This window comes from Halomonas mongoliensis, from assembly GCF_052496345.1.
The window spans coordinates 1,769,114-1,787,087 of sequence record NZ_CP199288.1 but is presented as its reverse complement, the minus strand read 5'-3'; the positions used below and the strand labels follow the sequence as shown (position 1 = coordinate 1,787,087).

The 17,974-nt window shown below is 69.3% G+C and carries 15 protein-coding genes; 2 read left to right on the top strand and 13 right to left on the bottom strand.

Annotation, left to right across the window (positions count from 1 at the left end):
• Positions 1 to 25: 25 nt before the first annotated feature.
• The 4 genes from pstB to ACRYRV_RS08375 all read right to left on the bottom strand — a co-directional run bounded on the left by pstB (position 26) and on the right by ACRYRV_RS08375 (position 4,714).
• Complete coding sequence (gene pstB, locus ACRYRV_RS08390) at positions 26 to 841, bottom strand: phosphate ABC transporter ATP-binding protein PstB (protein WP_253447146.1); 816 nt, start codon at positions 839 to 841, stop codon at positions 26 to 28.
• A 28-nt stretch (positions 842 to 869) separates the two neighbouring features.
• Positions 870 to 2,411, bottom strand: a complete 1,542-nt coding sequence (gene pstA / locus ACRYRV_RS08385) for a phosphate ABC transporter permease PstA (RefSeq protein WP_444986185.1) — start codon at positions 2,409 to 2,411, stop codon at positions 870 to 872.
• Positions 2,411 to 3,598 (bottom strand): ABC transporter permease subunit, encoded by a 1,188-nt coding sequence (locus ACRYRV_RS08380; protein ID WP_444985422.1) that lies wholly within the window; start codon positions 3,596 to 3,598, stop codon positions 2,411 to 2,413. Before ACRYRV_RS08380 ends, pstA begins: the two co-directional genes overlap by 1 nt.
• 87 nt (positions 3,599 to 3,685) lie before the next feature.
• Positions 3,686 to 4,714 (bottom strand): PstS family phosphate ABC transporter substrate-binding protein, encoded by a 1,029-nt coding sequence (locus ACRYRV_RS08375; protein ID WP_444985423.1) that lies wholly within the window; start codon positions 4,712 to 4,714, stop codon positions 3,686 to 3,688.
• Positions 4,715 to 4,788: 74 nt separating this feature from the next.
• Here ACRYRV_RS08375 and ACRYRV_RS08370 point away from each other — a divergent pair, with 74 nt between their 5' ends.
• Positions 4,789 to 5,190 carry an acyl-CoA thioesterase gene (locus ACRYRV_RS08370; RefSeq protein ID WP_253447150.1) on the top strand — a complete coding sequence of 134 codons (402 nt, stop codon included), beginning with the start codon at positions 4,789 to 4,791 and terminating at the stop codon, positions 5,188 to 5,190.
• Between the two features lie 83 nt (positions 5,191 to 5,273).
• On the opposite strand, the gene ACRYRV_RS08365 is transcribed toward ACRYRV_RS08370, so the two are convergent.
• From ACRYRV_RS08365 to hexR, 3 genes are all read right to left on the bottom strand, one after another.
• Positions 5,274 to 6,362 carry a TRAP transporter substrate-binding protein gene (locus ACRYRV_RS08365; RefSeq protein WP_253447152.1) on the bottom strand — a complete coding sequence of 363 codons (1,089 nt, stop codon included), beginning with the start codon at positions 6,360 to 6,362 and terminating at the stop codon, positions 5,274 to 5,276.
• 160 nt (positions 6,363 to 6,522) lie between these two features.
• Positions 6,523 to 8,724 (bottom strand): DNA helicase II, encoded by a 2,202-nt coding sequence (gene uvrD / locus ACRYRV_RS08360; RefSeq protein ID WP_444985424.1) that lies wholly within the window; start codon positions 8,722 to 8,724, stop codon positions 6,523 to 6,525.
• Positions 8,725 to 8,804: 80 nt separating this feature from the next.
• The gene (gene hexR, locus ACRYRV_RS08355; RefSeq protein WP_253447155.1) at positions 8,805 to 9,662 is read right to left on the bottom strand and encodes a transcriptional regulator HexR; all 858 of its coding nucleotides are present in this window, start codon (positions 9,660 to 9,662) and stop codon (positions 8,805 to 8,807) included.
• A 246-nt stretch (positions 9,663 to 9,908) separates the two neighbouring features.
• Between hexR and ACRYRV_RS08350 the strand changes: the two genes are divergently transcribed.
• Positions 9,909 to 10,118, top strand: coding sequence for a PA3496 family putative envelope integrity protein (locus ACRYRV_RS08350; RefSeq protein ID WP_253447157.1), 210 nt, complete (start codon positions 9,909 to 9,911; stop codon positions 10,116 to 10,118).
• Positions 10,119 to 10,211: 93 nt separating this feature from the next.
• Here the strand turns inward: ACRYRV_RS08350 and ACRYRV_RS08345 are convergent, their stop codons facing one another.
• The 6 genes from ACRYRV_RS08345 to ACRYRV_RS08320 all read right to left on the bottom strand — a co-directional run bounded on the left by ACRYRV_RS08345 (position 10,212) and on the right by ACRYRV_RS08320 (position 17,962).
• Positions 10,212 to 11,555 (bottom strand): sodium-dependent transporter, encoded by a 1,344-nt coding sequence (locus ACRYRV_RS08345; RefSeq protein ID WP_253447160.1) that lies wholly within the window; start codon positions 11,553 to 11,555, stop codon positions 10,212 to 10,214.
• A 347-nt stretch (positions 11,556 to 11,902) separates the two neighbouring features.
• Positions 11,903 to 12,724, bottom strand: coding sequence for a DUF72 domain-containing protein (locus tag ACRYRV_RS08340; protein WP_444986187.1), 822 nt, complete (start codon positions 12,722 to 12,724; stop codon positions 11,903 to 11,905).
• Positions 12,725 to 12,765: 41 nt separating this feature from the next.
• Positions 12,766 to 14,601 (bottom strand): glutamine--fructose-6-phosphate transaminase (isomerizing), encoded by a 1,836-nt coding sequence (gene glmS / locus ACRYRV_RS08335; RefSeq protein ID WP_444985425.1) that lies wholly within the window; start codon positions 14,599 to 14,601, stop codon positions 12,766 to 12,768.
• A gap of 11 nt (positions 14,602 to 14,612) precedes the next feature.
• On the bottom strand, positions 14,613 to 16,010 hold the full coding sequence (glmU, locus tag ACRYRV_RS08330) for a bifunctional UDP-N-acetylglucosamine diphosphorylase/glucosamine-1-phosphate N-acetyltransferase GlmU (RefSeq protein WP_444985426.1): 1,398 nt from the start codon (positions 16,008 to 16,010) through the stop codon (positions 14,613 to 14,615).
• Positions 16,000 to 17,124, bottom strand: coding sequence for an FAD:protein FMN transferase (locus ACRYRV_RS08325; RefSeq protein WP_253447169.1), 1,125 nt, complete (start codon positions 17,122 to 17,124; stop codon positions 16,000 to 16,002). The genes glmU and ACRYRV_RS08325 overlap by 11 nt, the downstream gene beginning before the upstream one ends.
• A 37-nt stretch (positions 17,125 to 17,161) precedes the next feature.
• Positions 17,162 to 17,962 (bottom strand): undecaprenyl-diphosphate phosphatase, encoded by an 801-nt coding sequence (locus tag ACRYRV_RS08320; RefSeq protein ID WP_444985427.1) that lies wholly within the window; start codon positions 17,960 to 17,962, stop codon positions 17,162 to 17,164.
• Between the last annotated feature and the right edge of the window lie 12 nt (positions 17,963 to 17,974).

The following is a 17,974-nucleotide window of genomic DNA, read 5'->3' as shown; positions in this document are numbered from 1 at the left end:
CAGGCCTCGGGCCCTGGACCTGCGGTCAGCCCATGCGCCCGGTGATGTAGTTCTCGGTGCGCACGAGGCGCGGGTTGGTGAACAGGCTGTCGGTGGGGCCGTACTCCACCAGCTCGCCCTCCTGCAGGAAGGCGGTGTAGTCCGAGACTCGCGCCGCCTGCTGCATGTTGTGGGTGACCAGCACCAGGGTCAGCTGCGACTTCAGGTTGCGGATCAGCTCCTCGATCTTCAGCGTCGAGATCGGGTCCAGCGCCGAGGCCGGCTCGTCGAGCAGCAGCACCTCGGGACGCACCGCCAGGGTGCGGGCGATCACCAGGCGCTGCTGCTGGCCACCGGAGAGCGTCCAGGCCGAGCTGCCGAGCCGCTCCTTCACCTCGTCCCAGAGCGCCGCCGACTGCAGCGCCCATTCGACGATGTCGTCCATCTGCCGCTTGCGGATGCCGCCCTGCAGCCGCAATCCGAAGGCCACGTTGTCGTAGATCGACATCGGGAAGGGATTGGGCGCCTGAAACACCATCCCCACCCGCCGGCGCAGCTCCGCCACCTCCACCTCGGGGGCATGAATATCCTGCCCCTCGAGCAGAATCCGACCGCTCAGCCGCACCTCGTCGTTGAGGTCGTGTAAGCGGTTGAGGGCCCTCAGCAGCGTCGACTTGCCGCAGCCGGAGGGGCCGATAAAGGCCGTGACCCGCTGGCGCGGCACCCGCAGCGAGAGGTCGCGCAGGGCCAGTGTCTCGCCGTAGGCAAGGCTCAGCCCCTCGACCTCCAGGCAGCTGGCGGCCGGCTCGAAGTCGATGATCGGTCCGCCGGCGGCAGGCCGCGGCGACGGGAAGACAGACATCGGGCTCACACTCCTTCGGGCGCTGCCGCTAGCGACGCGGCAGCACCCCGTGACGCGCCCTCAGATGGTGGCGCAGAAATATTGCAGTCAGGTTAAGCACCAGGATCACCAGCACCAGCAGCAGCGCCGTGGCATAGACCAGCGGCAGCGCCGCCTCCACGTCGCCGCCGTGAAAGGCCACGTCGTAGATGTGATAGCCCAGGTGCATGAACTTCTGTTCAAGATGCAGGAAGGGAAACTCACCGTCCACCGGCACCTGAGGCGCCAGCTTGGCGACCCCCACCAGCATCAGCGGCGCCACCTCGCCGGCGGCCCGGGCGATGGCCAGGATCACCCCGGTCAGCATCGCCGGGGTGGTCATCGGCAGCACCACCCGGGTCAGCATCTCCACCCGGGTGGCCCCCAGGGCCAGGGCCCCCTCCCGCTGGTGGTCCGGCACCCGGGCCAGCCCCTCCTCGGTGGCCACGATCACCACCGGCAGGGTCAGCAGCGCCAGGGTCAGGGAGGCCCACAGCAGCCCCCCGGTGCCGAAGGTGGGCGAAGGGAGCCGGTCGGCGAAGAACCACTCGTCCAGGGTGCCGCCGATGCCGTAGACGAAGACCCCGAGCCCGAAGACCCCGTAGACGATGGAGGGCACCCCGGCCAGGTTGCGCACGGCGATGCGTACCAGCCGGGTGAAGCGTCCCTGATGGGCCACCTCGTTGAGATAGATGCCGGCCAGCACGCCGAAGGGGGTCACCACCACCGACATCAGCAGCACCATCAGCACGGTGCCGAAGATCGCCGGCCAGACGCCGCCAGCCGTGTTGGCGGCCCGGGGCCCCTCGGAGAGGAAGCGCCACACGCCCTGCCCCCAGGCGGCCAGCTTCTGAGGCGTCGACATGGCGTTGGGCCGCCAGGCACGCAGCACCTGCTCCAGGGGCTGCTCCAGCTGCCGGCCGTCGACGCTCTCCAGCAGCAGGCGAGTGCCCCCCATGCGCGCCTGGAGCTCGCGGATGCGGGCGTTGGCGGCGCCGAGCTCGGCGACCAGGGCCTCGCTCGTCTCCCGCTCGAGGCGGCGCACCAGCGGCACGACCACCTGGTCACGCAGGCGCTCCCGCTCCCGGCGCAGCGCCTGCAGCTCGTCGAGGCGCGCCTCGAGGGCCTGCCAGGCCGCCTCCCCCTCCACCCGGCCACGCTCCTCCTCCAGCGCCCGCAGGCGCCCCTGGAAGCTGCCCCAGCGCGTGCGCTCCAGCACCACCAGGTCCCGGGGGCGGCTCTCGGCGGCGATCTCCTCCAGATCTACCCAGGTCCAGATGGCACCGTCCAGGTCGCGGTTGGCGGTCAGGTAGAGGCGCTCACGCCCCTCGCCGTCCGCGCGGCGCTCCTCGCGCACCGCCTGGCCCGCCAGCAGGCGACCATCCTCCAGGGCCACCAGGCTGAGCGGCGCCGGCCAGAAGTGCCCCAGGCCGCGCACCGCCAGCAGCAGCACGAGGCCACTGAACATCAGCAGCGACAGGGCCACGCTGCCGGCGGCCAGCCAGGGCCAGGGCCCCTCGCCCCGGGGCAGGCGCGCCCATCCGGCGCGCATCATGAGGCCGCCCCCAGGCGGCGATAGCGCCGCCGCAGCCGCGCCCGCACCAGCTCCGCCAGGGTATTGACCAGGAAGGTAAAGGCGAACAGCGCCAGGGCGGCCAGGAAGAGCAGCCGGTAGTGGACACCGCCCGGCACCGCCTCGGGCAGCTCGATGGCGATGGTGGCCGACATGGAGCGCATCCCCTCCAGGGGGCTCAGGGTCATCAGCGCGGTGTTGCCGCTGGCCATCAGCACGATCATGGTCTCGCCCACGGCGCGGCCGGCGCCGATCATCACCGCGCTGAAGACCCCGGGCGCCGCCGCCGGCAGCACCACCCTCCAGAGGCTCTGCCAGCGGGTGGCGCCCAGTGCCTGGGCGCCCTCACCGAGGCTCGCCGGCACGCCGGTGAGGGCGTCCTCGGCCAGGGCGTAGATGCCGGGAATCACCGCAAAGCCCATGGCCAGGCCGACGATCAGCGCATTGCGGGCGGCATAGTCGAGCCCGAAGCGCGCATCCAGCCAGTGGCGCAGGTCACCGCCGAACAGCAGCGCCTCGAGGGCGGGGGAGAGCCACAGCGACAGCGCGGCCAGCAGCGCCAGCCAGGGCATCAGCCAGAGCCCGGCCCAGCCCGGCGCCAGGCGGCGCCGCAGGCCCGGAGGCAGCCAGGTCCAGGCCAGGCCGGCCAGCAGCATGCCGGCGGGCAGCAGCAGCGCCAAGGCCAGGGCGCCGGCCAGGTGGCGCTCCACCCAGGGGGCCAGCACCAGGCCGGCCACGAAGCCCACCACCACCCCGGGCATCGCCTCCATCATCTCCAGGGTCGGCTTGAGGCGGCTGCGCAGCCGCGGCGGCATGTAGAGCGCCGAGTGGATGGCGGCGCCCAGGGCCAGAGGAATGGCAAACAGCAGCGCCCAGAAGGCCGCCTTCAGGGTGCCCCAGGCCAGGGGCAGCATGCCGTAGGCGGGGGCTTCGCCGGGCAGGGTGCCGGGCTGCCAGCGCCCCTGCCACAGCTCCCGCCAGCCGACCGAGGCCTCGGCGCCCAGAAAGAGCGGCGCGACCTCCAGGGCCAGGAAGACCCCGATGGCAAGCACCGCCACGACCACGCCAACGCCCCCCGCGGTGATCAGCAGGGTCGCCAGGCGATCGCGCAGGCGCCGGTACCACTGGCGGCGGGGTTCGGGCCTGGGCGGCAGGGGTTCGATCATGGCCGCTCCCGATGGCTCATCGACATGGCTCTTGAAAGGGGGCAGAAGCCCAGATTACGACATCCCGGTGACAGTTGGGTGACAGCATTACGCCTCGGGTCCGCGCGCCAGCAGGTCCAGCTGCCGCTGCCGGAGGGCTTCCGGCAGCGACACAAAGCCCAGCTCCTCCACGATCGACTGTCCCTCGGGCGAGAGCACCAGCTCGAGGAAGGCCCGCTCCGGCCCGGGCAGGGGCTCCCCCGGTCGTCGGTTGACGTAGAGATAGAGGCTCCGCGCCAGGGAGTAGTCGCCGCTGACCACGGTGGTGGGGCCAGGCGGATGGAGCTCGCCGCTCTCCCCGTCGCGTCGAGGTATCACCCGCACCGAGGGAGTCAGGTGGTTGAGGCCGGCAAAGCCGATCGCCGCCGGCTCCGCCGCCACGGCGGCCACCACGGCGGCGGAGCCGGGGTGCTCGTTGACGTTCAGCCGAAAGCGGCCGCCGCAGAGCCCGTGCAGACGCACCAGGTCGTGGGTCCCGGAGGCCACGTTGCGCCCGTGCAGCACGATGCGTCCGGTCGGCGACGCCAGGCCGAGCTGGGACCAGTCGCTGATGGCCCGCTCGGCTCCACAGCGGCGGTTCTGAGAGAAGATGGCATCCAGCTCGGCCAGGGTCAGGCTCTCCAGAGGGTTATGGCGATGCACGATGACCGCCAGGGCGTCCCGGGCCACCTCGAGCTCCAGGGGCGGATAGCCGTGGCGGGCCGTGAACGCCGCCCGCTCGCTCTCGCTCATGGCCCGGGACATGGGCCCCAGCCGGGTGGTACCGGCGATCAGCGCCGTGGGGGCGCTGGCCGACCCGCTGGCCTGCAGCTGCAGCCGCACGGCGGGATAGCGCTCGGTGAGCGCCTCCCCCCAGCGCAGCATCAGCCCCGCCAGGGTATCGGACCCCACCGCCCCCAGGGTACCCACCACCTCGTCGCTGGCGGCCTGGAGGTTTGCCGGCAGGAGCAGCGCCATCACCAGTGCGGCGCCAAACCGCACCAGTCGCCGGCCCAGTGCACCGGGCGGCCGACGCCCGGGCGGACTGTCGCAGCCCGCGGCGCGGCGCTGGTGAGCGGCGGCGACTGCATATACCATGGCCTCCGATTCAGACATCCGTTTGCCTCTTGTCGCATACGGCCACAATAACAAGCCAGGATGATGACAATTTCATGACAGATCTCGATGATATTCCCGCCCCCCAGGGGGAGCTGACCCTCAAGCTGCTGGCCAGCCGGCAGGATACCAACCTTCACGGCGATATCGCCGGCGGCTGGCTGGTCGCCCATATGGACCAGGCCGCCGAGCTCGCCGCCGGTCGCGAGGCCCGGGGCCGCACCGCCACCGTGGCCATCGAGTCCATGGACTTCCTCTGCCCGGTTCGGGTGGGCGCCATGGTCAATATCTACACCGCCGTGCGCGAGATCGGCCACAGCTCGATCCGCATCGACGTCGAGGTGTGGATTCGCCAGCCCCAGGAGCGCGACCCCAGGGAGCTGCACAAGGTCACCGAGGCCAGCTTCGTGATGGTGGCCCTGGACGACAAGGGCCGCATCCGCGCCGTTCACCAGTAGGCCCGACTCTCTCCCGGGGCACCGCCCAGAACGCATCGGGGGCGCCAGCCGGCGCCCCCGATGCGTCGCGTCAGGCGTCTGGATCAGGCACCGACGGCGTCGCGACTCTTGAGGTAGGCGTACTCGCCGATATCGCTGAAGGGCCGCACCAGCTTCTGGAAGGCCAGGTAGGACTCGTACACCCTGGCGGATTCCGGGTCGCCGTCCACCTGGGCCTGGACCACCTCCATGGAGGCCTCATAGAGGGCCTGCATGACGTCCTCCGGGAAGGTGCGCAGCTGCACGCCGTGCTCCTCGACCAGGGTCTCCAGAGCCTGGGCGTTGCGGTAGGCAAACTCGCTGATCATGGAGAGGTTGGAGGCCTTGGCCGCCTCGCGCACCACCGCCTTGAGGTCGTCGGGCAGGGCGTTCCAGGCATCCAGGTTGACGGTGCCCTCGAGCACCGCGCTGGGCTCGTTCCACACCGAGGTGTAGTAGTAGTCGGTCACCTGATGCAGGCCAAGAGCCATGTCGTTGTAGGGGCCCACCCAGTCGGCGGCGTCCAGCACCCCGGTCTGCAGGGAGGTGAAGATTTCGGAGGCCGGCATGTTCACCGTGGTGACGCCGATGCGATTCATCGCCTCGCCGGCCAGGCCCGGCAGGCGCAGGCGGATGCCCTGCATATCGGAGAGGGAGTTGATCTCCTTCTTGAACCAGCCCGCCATCTGGGTGCCGGTGTTGCCCACGGCGAAGGGCTTGAGGTTGTGCTTGGCGTAGATCTCGTCCCACAGCTCCTGGCCGCCACCGTGGTAGAGCCAGGCGTTGGTCTCGGTGGTGTTCATGCCGAAGGGGACCGCGGTAAAGAACTGGGAGGCCGCCACCTTGCCGCGCCAGTAGTAGGCGGCGGAGTGGCCCATCTCGGCGGTGCCGGCGGCCACAGCGTCGAAGACCTCCATGGCCGGTACCAGCTCGCCGGCACCGTGAACGCGGATGCGCATGCGCCCGCCGGAGAGCGCCTCGACGCGCTGGGCAAACTCGTTGGCGCCGGTCCCCAGCGCCGGGAAGTTGCGCGGCCAGGAGGTGACCATGTCCCAGGTGATAGTCTCCTGGGCCTTGGCGGTGGAGACGAAGGGGGCGGCGGCGACGCCGGCGGCGCCGGCACCCAGGGTCTTCAGAAAGTTGCGGCGTTGCATGCGGCATGACTCCGAAAGCTTGTTATAGGACCACGGCGCTAGGTTCGGCCGTGGCAGTGTCCATCCGAAAGTATGCGTCAAGGGCAATTTGGCCGGCAAGCCGCGACATTGACGGGTACGTCAACGGGAGTTGGCACCGCCGCCCTACGCTACAGCGGGGCTACAGCGGGGTCAGCTTGGCGAAGCCCAGCACCAGCCACTTGTCGCCCTCGCCCTCGAAGCTGACCTGCACCCGGGCCCGGGGCCCCTCCCCCTCGGCGTTGAGGATCACCCCCTCGCCGAACACCGGGTGGCGCACCCGCTGGCCCAGGGAGAGCGACGGCAGATCGTCGCCGCCGCTCACCTCGGTCTGGCGCAGGCCCCCGGGGCGCGTGGCGGTCACCGGCCGGCTGACCTGGCCGCGCAGGCGCACCTCCTCGAGGTACTCCTCGGGGATCTCGCGCAGGAAGCGCGAGGCGCGCTGGAAGGTCTCCTTGCCGTGAAGCCGGCGGATCTCGGCGTGGGTCAGGTAGAGCTTGTGCATGGCGCGGGTCAGGCCCACGTAGCAGAGCCGGCGCTCCTCCTCCAGGCGCCCCGGCTCCTCCGCCGACATGCGGTGGGGGAAGAGCCCCTCCTCCACCCCGGCGATGAAGACCACCGGAAACTCCAGCCCCTTGGCGGAGTGCAGGGTCATCAGCTGCACGCTGTCCTCGAACTCGTCCGCCTCATGGTCGCCGGCGTTGAGCGCCGCCTCGGAGAGGAAGGCCTCCAGCGCCGCGCCCCCTTCGCCGGCCTCCGGCGGGTCGAAGGACTCCCCCTGGGTGAAGGCCCGGGCGGCCGTGACCAGCTCCTCCAGGTTCTCGACCCGGGCCTGGCCCTTCTCGCCCTTCTCGCTGCGGTGGTGCTCCACCAGACCCGAGCGCTCGATCACGTGGTCGATGATCTCATGGAGGGCGAGGCCCGCGGTGTCGTGGTCGAGCCGTTCGATCAGCTCGGCGAAGGCCTGGACGGCTTTGCCGGCGCGCCCCTTGAGGGAGCCGTCGCTCACGCCGTCATGCAGCGCCTGCCACAGCGAGACGCCGCGCTCCCGGGCGCCGGTACGCAGCAGCTCCACGGTGCGGGTACCGATACCCCGGGCCGGCACGTTGATCACCCGCTCCAGGGAGGCATCGTCGTCGCGGTTGAGCAGCAGGCGCAGGTAGGCCAGGGCGTTCTTGATTTCCAGGCGCTCGTAGAAGCGGTGCCCGCCGTAGATGCGGTAGGGCACCCCCTGGCGAATCAGCGTCTCCTCGATCACCCGGGACTGGGCGTTGGAGCGGTAGAGGATGGCGATATCCCGACGCCGCACGCCCTCCTCGACCCGCTCGCGCAGGGTGTCGACGATAAAGCGCGCCTCGTCCAGGTCGTTGAAGCCCGCGTAGACCGAGATGGGTTCGCCCCGACTGCCGGCGGTCCAGAGCTCCTTGCCCATGCGCTCGGTATTGTGGCTGATCAGGGCGTTAGCGGCTTCGAGGATGGCGCTGGTGGAGCGGTAGTTCTGCTCCAGCCGCACCGTCTTCGTCTGCGGGAACTCCCGCTCGAAGCGGCGGATGTTCTCCACCCGAGCGCCGCGCCAGCCGTAGATCGACTGGTCGTCGTCGCCCACCACCGTCATCGGCGTGCGCCTGCCGGAGAGCAGCTTGAGCCAGGCGTACTGCAGGGTGTTGGTGTCCTGGAACTCATCCACCAGCAGGTGGGCGAAGCGCTCCTGGTAGTGGGCCAGCAGGGCGGGGGTGTCGCGCAAAAGCTCCAGGCTCCTGAGCAGCAGCTCGCCGAAGTCCACCAGGCCGCCGCGCTCGCAGGTGAGCTGGTAGCGCTCGTAGAGCTCCACCATCTGCCCCAGGTAGGCGTCGCCGTGGACCTCGACCTGATGGGGGCGCAGCCCCTCCTCCTTGCAGCCGGAAATGAAGGAGTGCACCTGGCGCGGGGGGAAGCGCTCGTCGTCGACGTCATGCTCCTTGATCAGCCGCTTGATCAGGCGCATCTGGTCGTCGGCGTCGATGATCTGGAAGTGCTGAGGCAGCCGCGCCTCCTGCCAGTGGGTGCGCAGCAGGCGGTGGGCGATGGAGTGGAAGGTGCCCACCCAGACGTGGCGCAGGGAGAGGCCCAGCAGCGCCTCCAGGCGAGTGCGCATCTCCCGGGCCGCCTTGTTGGTGAAGGTCACGGCGAGCACGGCATAGGGGGAGAGCCCCTCGGCCTGCATCAGCCAGGCGATGCGGTGGACCAGCACCCGGGTCTTGCCGGAGCCGGCCCCGGCCAGCACCAGCATATTGCCCTGGGGGGCGCTGACCGCCTCGCGCTGGGCGGTATTCAGGTGGTCGAGAATCGCCGTGACGTCGTCCATGGAGAGGGCATCGCTGCTCGGAAAATGGGCGCACAGCTTAGCATATCGCCCGCCACTCCTCCTCGGCCTGCCTCGCCGCGCTAGGCCTCTTCCTCGGGGTAGCGCAGGGGGATCAGGCTCTTCTTCACCGACTTGAGCTGCTCGGCAAGCTTCGGGCCGCGGGTCTTGGCCACGCCCACCGCCAGCACGTCGACCAGCACCAGATGGGCGATGCGCGAGCTCATGGGGGTGTAGATCTCGGTATCCTCGTGGACATCGATATAGAGCGGCAGGGTGACCTCCTCGGCCAGGGGCGAGCCGCTGGGGCAGAGCCCGATCACGGTGGCCCCGGCCTCCTTGGCCAGGCGCACGCTGGCCACCAGGGCCCGGGTGCGGCCGGTCTGGGAGATCGCCACCACCACGTCACCCTCCTTGAGGGTCACCGCCGACATGTTCTGCATATGGGGGTCGGCGTAGGCGGCGGTGGAGATCTGCAGGCGGAAGAACTTGTGCTGGGCGTCGAAGGCCACCGCACCGGAGGCGCCGAAGCCGTAGAACTCCACCCGGTTGGCCATGGCCAGGGCGTTGATCGCCTGGCTCAGCGCCTCGTTATCGAGGCGGTCGCGCACCGAGAGCAGGGTGCCCACGGTGGAGTCGAAGATGCTCTGGGAGAATTCCGCCACCGAGTCGCTGTCGTTCATGGAGAACTGGGCGAACTGGCTGCCGGTCGCCAGCATCTGCGCCAGCTTGAGCTTGAAGTCCTGGAAGCCGTTGCAGCCCAGGGCGCGGCAGAAGCGCACCACCGTGGGTTCGCTGACCTTGGCCTCGGTGGCCAGGTCGACGATGCGCATGTGGATCACTTCCTCGGGGTTGCGCAGCACGAAACGCGCCACCTTCTGCTCGGAGCGGCGGAAGTGCTCCATGCGGCGTCTCATCTCATCGAACAGGGCGCTGCTCACGGGAACTCCTTGGCTTGGGTATCACCGTCGGGCGAGGAACGGTGCGTTGAAAGGATACTGCCTACAGTATGCCCCAAGCGGGCCTCTGTTGTGCAACGCAAGATGTCCGGCAGGGCAGGCGACGCCAAGCGTTGGAATAGCGTTTTTGCTCTGCAGCATGAGCCGTCATCATTCTGAAAGCTGCGTTATAGTAGGAATGTGATGGCTGGAATGACAGTGTCGCAACGTGACACAGGAGAGTCGATCATGCGAAATGTCGAACGGTTAACCTCCCTGAAGAGCGAGCTCCTCGATATCTTCATGAGCATGGAAGTCGTCGAGCACGAGCAGCGCTCCCGCACCGCCGCCCAGCGCAGCCTGAGGGCGCGCCGAGGCATCGAGCTCCACGAGGAGTTCAAGCAGCTCTCCCGGGATATCGCCGAGCTGCCCGAGGACGAGCTCGACGAGATGCACTGAAGCGCCCTCGAGGCAGGACGCTTCCCGGCCCGAACGACGCGAGCCCCGCCGGGGCGGGGCTCGCAGGGGGTATCGTGCTTCCCGCCTAGCGGCCTAGAGCAGGCCGGTGACGAACACCACGATCACCCCGATGGGCGCCACATAGCGCGCCACGACGTGCCACAGCTGCTCCTTGCCGCCGGTCAGGTTGAGTTCGCTGGCCACGCTCTGGCGCTCCAGGCACCAGGCCACGAAGAGGATCGCCCCGAGGCCGGTCAGCGGCAGCAGCACCTTGCTGGTGAAGGTATCCAGCAGGTCGAAGATGTTCAGGCCGAAGATCAGCACGCTGTCCCAGACGTTGAAGGACATCAGCGCCGCGATACCCAGCGCCCAGACCGCCACGCCGCTGATCAGGGTCGCCGCGACCCGAGTCAGAGGGGTGCGCTCCTCCACCAGCTCCACCACCGGCTCGAGCAGCGAGATCGCCGAGGTGAGCGCCGCGAAGGTGAGCAGCAGGAAGAACATCAGACCCAGGATGGCACCGCCGGTCATGTTGCCGAAGGCCACCGGCAGGTTGACGAAGATCAGCCCGGGCCCATCGGCGGGGCTCATGCCGTTGGCGAAGACGATGGGGAAGATCGCCATGCCCGCCAGCAGGGCGATCACGGTATCGAGGATGATCACGGTCCGGGCGGTGCCGACCAGGTTGACGTCCTCGCCCAGGTAGGAGCCGTAGGCCATCATGATGCCCATGCCCAGGGAGAGGGTGAAGAAGGCCTGCCCCATGGCGGCCAGCACCACGCCGCCGGTCACCGCGCTCCAGTCGGGACGGAACATGAAGGCCAGCGCCTCGCCGAAGTGCCCGGTGGTCATGCCGTAGCCGACCAGCACGATCAGCAGCAGCACCAGCCCCGGCATCAGGGTCCGCACGGCGCCCTCGAGCCCCTTGGTGACGCCGCGGGCGACGATGAAGATCACCAGCGCCATGAAGGCGGTGTGCCACAGGGTCAGGATGCCCGGGCTGCCCAGCAGGCCACCGAAGAGGGCGCCGATGCCGTCGGCATCCTGGCCGGTGAAGCGGCCGGTAACCGAACCCAGGGTGTAGGAGAGCGACCAGCCCCCGATCACGCTGTAGAAGGAGAGGATCAGGAAGGCAGCCAGCACGCCGCTGGCGCCAACCAGCGCCCAGGCCGGCAGGCGGCCATTCTGGCGGGCCAGATCCGCCATGGCGTTGATGGGGTTCTCCTGGCCGCGCCGACCGATCAGCCATTCGGCCACCAGGATCGGCAGGCCCACCAGGGCCACGCAGGCCAGGTAGATGAGCACGAAGGCCGCGCCCCCGCTGTCGCCCACCATGTAGGAAAAACGCCAGATATTGCCCAGTCCCACCGCGGAGCCCGCGGCGGCGAGCACGAAGGTCATCTTCGATGACCACTGCGCATGCACGAGTTTAGACATGATTCACCCTGAGTGTACGTGTCGCCATCGGCCGGTCTGGCGCGATGACGGCTTGTGCTTGTCATTGCCACGTCCAGGACGCCATGGATCGCACGGCGTCTTCCAGAGCATGACAGGATCCAGGCAGGATCACTGCCGTGCCGCCCGTCTCCGTCCGGCGAGTTGTTGCACCGAAAGGAGAAGGGACCGTGCGGCGGATACTGGCAGGAATCACGTCTTTACGCGGGAGATCCGGTCAATATCCATGGGGTATGCCGCACAGGGGAATAAAACTATCCGATCAAACGCTCGATGGCCAGCGGCGGCCGGCTCATGGAAACAATTTGCTGCGGTGGGTCATTGCCGGCCTAGAAGAGGGCCGCCTGGGCCTCGCCCGGAAAGTCCGCCAGGGGCGCCAGGGAGAGGGCCTCGGCGAGCCGCGCATGGAGGGATCTTGCCAGCTCAGGCGCCTGGCGGTTATCCGGAGTATGCACCATGAGATAAGGGGTTTTCCCCTGTTTTATCCACAGGGCGAGACGCTGAATCCAGGGCGCAAAGTAGCGCTCGTTGATCGCCGGATCGAGGTGGCCGATAAAGCGCACCAGGGGACGATCCGCCGTGGAAAGCACGTGTAAAGGGCGTCTTGGCTTTTCTCCCTGGGCCTTCAGCAGCCCGGGATGGCCGCTGGCCGGCGTCGAGAAGAGCGGGCGCACGTCGAGCATCACCCGGTCGACGCCGCGACTTATCAACAATCTGTTGAGGGCGATCTCGGCCGCCCCCTTGTGGAAAAACTCGGGGTGGCGCACCTCCACCGCGCAGGGGACCTCTGCCGGCCAGCGGGCCAGCAGGGCCTCGAGGCTGGGGAGCTCATCCGCGCCGAAGTCCCGGGGCAGCTGGACCATCATCGGCCCCAGCCGATCATGGAGCGGGGCGAGCGCCTCGAGGAAGGCGTCGAACTCGGCCTCGATGCCTGCCAGGCGGCGCTCGTGGGTCAGCGCCGCCGGCAGCTTGAAGCAGAAGCGAAACTCCGCTGGCGCCTGGCGGGCCCAGGCGGCCACCGTCTCCGCCCGGGGGGCACCGCTGTAGAAGGTGGTATTGCCCTCCACGCTGCCGAACACCCGGGCGTACTCCTCGAGGCCGCCACCGTGGGGCGGATAGAGGCTGCCGCGCCAGTCGGGGTTGGCCCACATGGGCAGCCCCAGGTAGAGACGCGGCGGCTCGACGATCGAGTTCACTCCACCGTCACGCTCTTGGCCAGGTTGCGGGGCTGGTCCACATCGGTGCCCTTGAGCACCGCCACGTGGTAGCTGAGCAGCTGCAGCGGCAGGGTGTAGAGGATCGGCGCCAGGGCCTCGTGCACCCGGGGCAGGCGCAGCACCCGGACCCCCTCCTCCTCGGTCAGCGCTATCCCCTCGTCGGCGAAGACGAAGAGCTCGCCGCCACGGGCCCGCACCTCCTGGAGGTTCGACTTGAGCTTGTCGAGCAGCTCGTCGTTGGGGGCCACGGAGATGACCGGCATCTCGCTGTCCACCAGCGCCAGGGGGCCATGCTTGAGCTCACCCGCCGGATAGGCCTCGGCGTGGATATAGGAGATCTCCTTGAGCTTGAGCGCCCCCTCCAGGGCGATGGGGAAGTGCGCCCCGCGGCCCAGGAAAAGGGCGTGATGCTTCTCGGCGAAGGCCATGGAGAGCGCCTCGATCTCCGGATCCAGCGCCAGCACCCGCTCCACCAGCCGCGGCAGGCCGCGCAGGGCCGCCACCAGCTCGGCCTGGACCGCCTCGTCGAGCCCCTTGACCCGCCCCAGCGCCAGGGTGAAGAGCATCAGGGCGGTGAGCTGGGTGGTGAAGGCCTTGGTGGAGGCCACGCCGATCTCGGGGCCGGCCTGGGTCATCAGGGTCAGGTCCGACTCCCGCACCAGGGAGCTGCCCGGCACGTTGCAGATCGCCAGGCTGGCCAGGTAGCCGCGCTCCCGGGCGAAGCGCAGCGCCGCCAGGGTATCGGCGGTCTCGCCGGACTGGGAGAGGGTGACGAAGAGGGTGTCGTCGGGCACCACCACCTGGCGGTAGCGGTACTCCGAGGCGACCTCCACCTGCACCGGCACCCCGGCGAAGCGCTCCAGCCAGTAGCGGGCCACCATGCCGGCGTGATAGCTGGTGCCGCAGGCGATGATATGAATCTGGCGCACCCGAGCGAAGAGCGCCTCGGCGTCGGGGCCGAAGCTCTCCACCAGCGCCGAGCGCTCGCCCAGGCGGCCTTCCAGCGCCGCGGCGATCACCGCCGGCTGCTCATGGATCTCCTTGAGCATGAAGTGGCGGTACTCCCCCTTGCTGGCCGCGCCGTCGCCGTGCTCGAAGGTCTGCACCTCGCGCTCCACGGGCCGGCCGGCGCCATCGAAGACCTCGATGCGCCCGCCGGCCGAGAGGCGCACCAGGTCGCCCTCCTCCAGGTAGATGAAGCGGTCGGTGACCTGCAGCAGCGCCAGCGGGTCGGAGCCCAGGAAGGCCTCGCCGATGCCCACGCCCACCACCAGCGGGCTGCCCTTGCGGGCGCCGACGATCACATCGGGCTCCGCCGCGCTGACCACGCCCAGCGCATAGGCGCCCTCGAGTCGGCCCAGCATGCGGCGCACGGCGGCCAGCAGGTCGCCGCCCTCGCGGCTCTCCTGATCGAGCAGGTGGGCCACCACCTCGGTATCGGTCTCGGAGGTGAAGGCGTAGCCGGCCGCCGCCAGCTCCTGGCGCAGGGCCTCATGGTTCTCGATGATGCCATTATGCACCACCGCGAGGCGCTCGCCGGACTGGTGGGGGTGGGCGTTGGCCTCGCTGGGGCGGCCGTGGGTCGCCCAGCGGGTGTGGGCGATGCCGCAGCGCCCCGGCAGCGGCTCGGCCGCCAGGCGCTCGGCCAGGGCCGCCACCTTGCCCACCGCCCGGCGGCGCGAGAGCGCCCCTTCCGGCGAGAGCACCGCCATGCCGGCGGAGTCATAGCCGCGGTATTCCAGGCGCTTCAGGCCCTCGAGCAGGATGCCTTCCACGTTGCGCTCGGCAACGGCACCGACGATGCCACACATGCGATCTCTCCCTAGCTTTTCTTGATGGAACCGCTTTCCTTGGTCGGCCGGGGCCAGTCGGCCCTGCTGACCTGACGCGCCCGGGTGACGGCCAGGGCGTTGTCGGCCACGTCCTTGCTGATGGTGGAACCGGCGCCCACGGTGGCGCCCTGGCCGATGCTGACCGGTGCCACCAGGGCGCTGTTGGAGCCGATGAAGGCGCCGTCGCCGATCTCGGTGCGATGCTTGTGGGCGCCGTCATAGTTGCAGGTGATGGTGCCGGCACCGACGTTGACGTCGCGGCCCAGGCGGGCATCGCCCACATAGCTCAGGTGGTTGATCTTGCTGCCCTCGCCCACCTCGACGTTCTTGGTCTCGACGAAGTTGCCCACCTTGGCGCCCACCGCCAGCCGAGTCCCCGGACGCAGCCGGGCGAAGGGGCCGATGGTGCCGCGACCGGCGATGACCGCTCCCTCGATGACGCTGTGGGGCTCGATCACGGTGCCGGCGCCGATATGGCTGTCGCGAATCACGCAGTGGGCACCGATGCGCACCCCCTCGCCGAGCTCCACCTCGCCCTCGAAGACGCAGCCCACGTCGATCTCCACGTCGTGGCCGCAGCGCAGTCTGCCGCGCACGTCGAGTCGGCTCGGATCGATCAGCGCCACCCCATCGGTCATCAGCCCCTCGGCGATGGCCAGCTGGTGGGCACGCTCCAGGCGCGCCATCTGCAGGCGGTTGTTGACCCCCTCCACCTCCAGCGGCTCGGCGGGCTGGGTGGTGACGATCTTCACCCCTTCGGCGGCCGCCATGGCGATGATATCGGTGAGGTAGTACTCGCCCTGGGCGTTGTCCGCGGAGAGGCTGGGCAGCCAGCGGCGCAGCTGGGCCGCGGTCATGGCCATGATCCCGGTGTTGCACTCGCGGATCGCCCGCTCGGCCTCGCTGGCGTCCTTGTGCTCGACGATGGCCACCGGCTCGCCGTCGGCGTTGCGCAGGATCCGCCCATAGCCGGTGGGGTCATCGAGGGTCACGGTCAGCAGCCCCAGGTGGTGGTCGTCGACCCCCTTCAGCAGCGCCTCCAGGGTCTCCCGGCGAATCAACGGCACGTCGCCGTAGAGCACCAGCACGCGGCCATTGCCCAGCCCCTCCAGGGCCTGGGCCACGGCATGACCGGTACCCTTCTGCTCCGCCTGCAGCGCAAAGCGCACCCGGCAGTCGGCCAGGGCCTCGCGCACCTTGTCGGCACCGTGCCCCACCACCACGTGGGTGCGCTCGGCGGCAAGCCCCGCGGCGGTATCGATCACGTGGCGCACCATGGCCTTGCCGGCCAGCCGGTGCAGCACCTTGGGTAGGGTCGAGCGCATCCGGGTGCCCTGCCCCGCGGCCAGTATCACGACATCGAGCTGTGTGGTTGGATCAAGCGTCATCAATGACTCCAGTGGACTCCATCTGTGGACTGTCGAACTCGGCTTCCAGGCCGAGCTCCTCGACCAGCGATTCGCCGAAGTATGCCACGAAGGCGGGACTGACGCGGCTCTGCCACTCGTCGCCGTCGCGCACGATCATCATCACCTTGAGGTCCTGCTCCAGGGCCAGGGCCATGCCCGCCTCGTCGCCCAGCACCATCAGCGCCGTGGCCCAGGCGTCGGCCCAGGCGTTGGAGGGGTGCAGCACGCTCACCGAGGCCAGGCGGTGGTCGATGGGACGGCCGCTGCGCGGGTCGATGGTGTGGGAGAAGCGCTGCCCCGCCTCCACGAAGTAGTTGCGATAGTCTCCCGAGGTGGCCAGGGAGACATCGCCGATGGGCAGCACATACTGGGCCTCCTGGCGGTCATCCAGCGGCGCCTCGATGCCGATGCGCCAGCGCTCCGCCTCGTCGTCGCCCGCCTCCCTGGCGTTGCGATAGCCCCGGGCGATCAGGTCGCCCCCCAGGTTGACCAGATAGTGCTTGATGCCCTCGCGGTCCAGGAAGGCGGCGACCCGATCCACCGCGTGCCCCTTGGCCACCCCCCCCAGGTCGACCTGAACGTCCCGGGTACGGCTCGCCTGCATGGCAGCGAGGTCCAGGGTCACCGCATCGAAACCCACCACCTGGAGGCGCTCGGCCAGGCTGGCCTCGTCAGGCACCTCCCGGGGTCGCGCCTCGGCGCCGAAGCTCCAGAGATTGACCAGCCCTCCCACCGTGGGGTCAAAGGCGCCATCGCTCTTCTCCGCCACCGCCTGGCTGATCGCCAGCACTTCCATCAGCTCATCGGAGAGCGGCTGCCACTCGTCCAGCGGCGCCTGGTTGAAGACCGAGAGCTCGGAGTCCTCGATATAGATCGACATGGAGACGTCCACCGCCTCGAGCACCTCGAGGATGCCCTCCTCCAGCTCCCGAGCCTCGCCCTGGGTCAGCGGATCGGCGATGGTCACCTGATAGAAGCTGCCGTAGACGCCGCCCTCGAAGCGCACCGGTGAATCGAGGGGCCGGTCGCGCTCCGAGCAGCCGGTCAGCAGCAGCGCAAGCAGGAGAAAGGGAAGGGAAGCCAGGGCTTTCATGATTCGAGCACGCTCCATGAGTGAAGGGGATACGGGACTACCAGAACAGCCACAGCAGCCAGCCGCCCAGCAGCAGACGATAGACCACGAAGGGCTGCATGCCGACCCGTTTGATAAAGGCCAGGAAGAAGTGGATGCAGAGGTAGGCGCTGATGCCGGAGAGGATGGCACCGACAAGCACCGCCGGCCAGTCCACCTGGTGGGCTTCGCGGATCAGGCCAACGACCTCCAGGCCGCCGGCCAGGGCGATCACCGGAATCGAGAGCAGGAAGGAGAAGCGCGCCGCCCCCTCCCGGCTCATGCCCAGCAGCAGCGCGGCGGTGATGGTGATGCCGGAGCGCGAGGTGCCGGGGATCAGCGCCAGGGCCTGGGCGCCACCGATCAGCAGCACGTCCCTGAGCCCGAGCTGGTACTCGCTGCGCCCGCCCCGGCGGCGGCGCCAGTCGGCATAGCCCAGCAGCAGGCCGAAGCCGATCAGGCTCACGCCGATGATCAGCGGCGAGCGCATGCCCAGCGCGACGGCATCCCGGAAGGCGAAGCCGATGATACAGACCGGCAGGGTGGCCAGCAGCACCCACCAGGCCAGCCGGGCATCCTCGTTCACGCCTCTGCCGCCCAGGGAACCGACCCAGCTTGCGGTCATGCGCACGAGCTCATGGCGGAAGTAGAGCACCACCGCCGCCAGGCTGCCGATGTGAAGGGCGACGTCGAAGGCGAGGCCCTGGTCTTCCCAGTCGGTGAGCACCGGAACCAGAATCAGGTGGGCGGAGCTGGAGATCGGCAGGAACTCGGTGAGCCCCTGCACGATGGAGAGAACGAGGACCTGGAGCCAATCCATCTTGCCATCCTT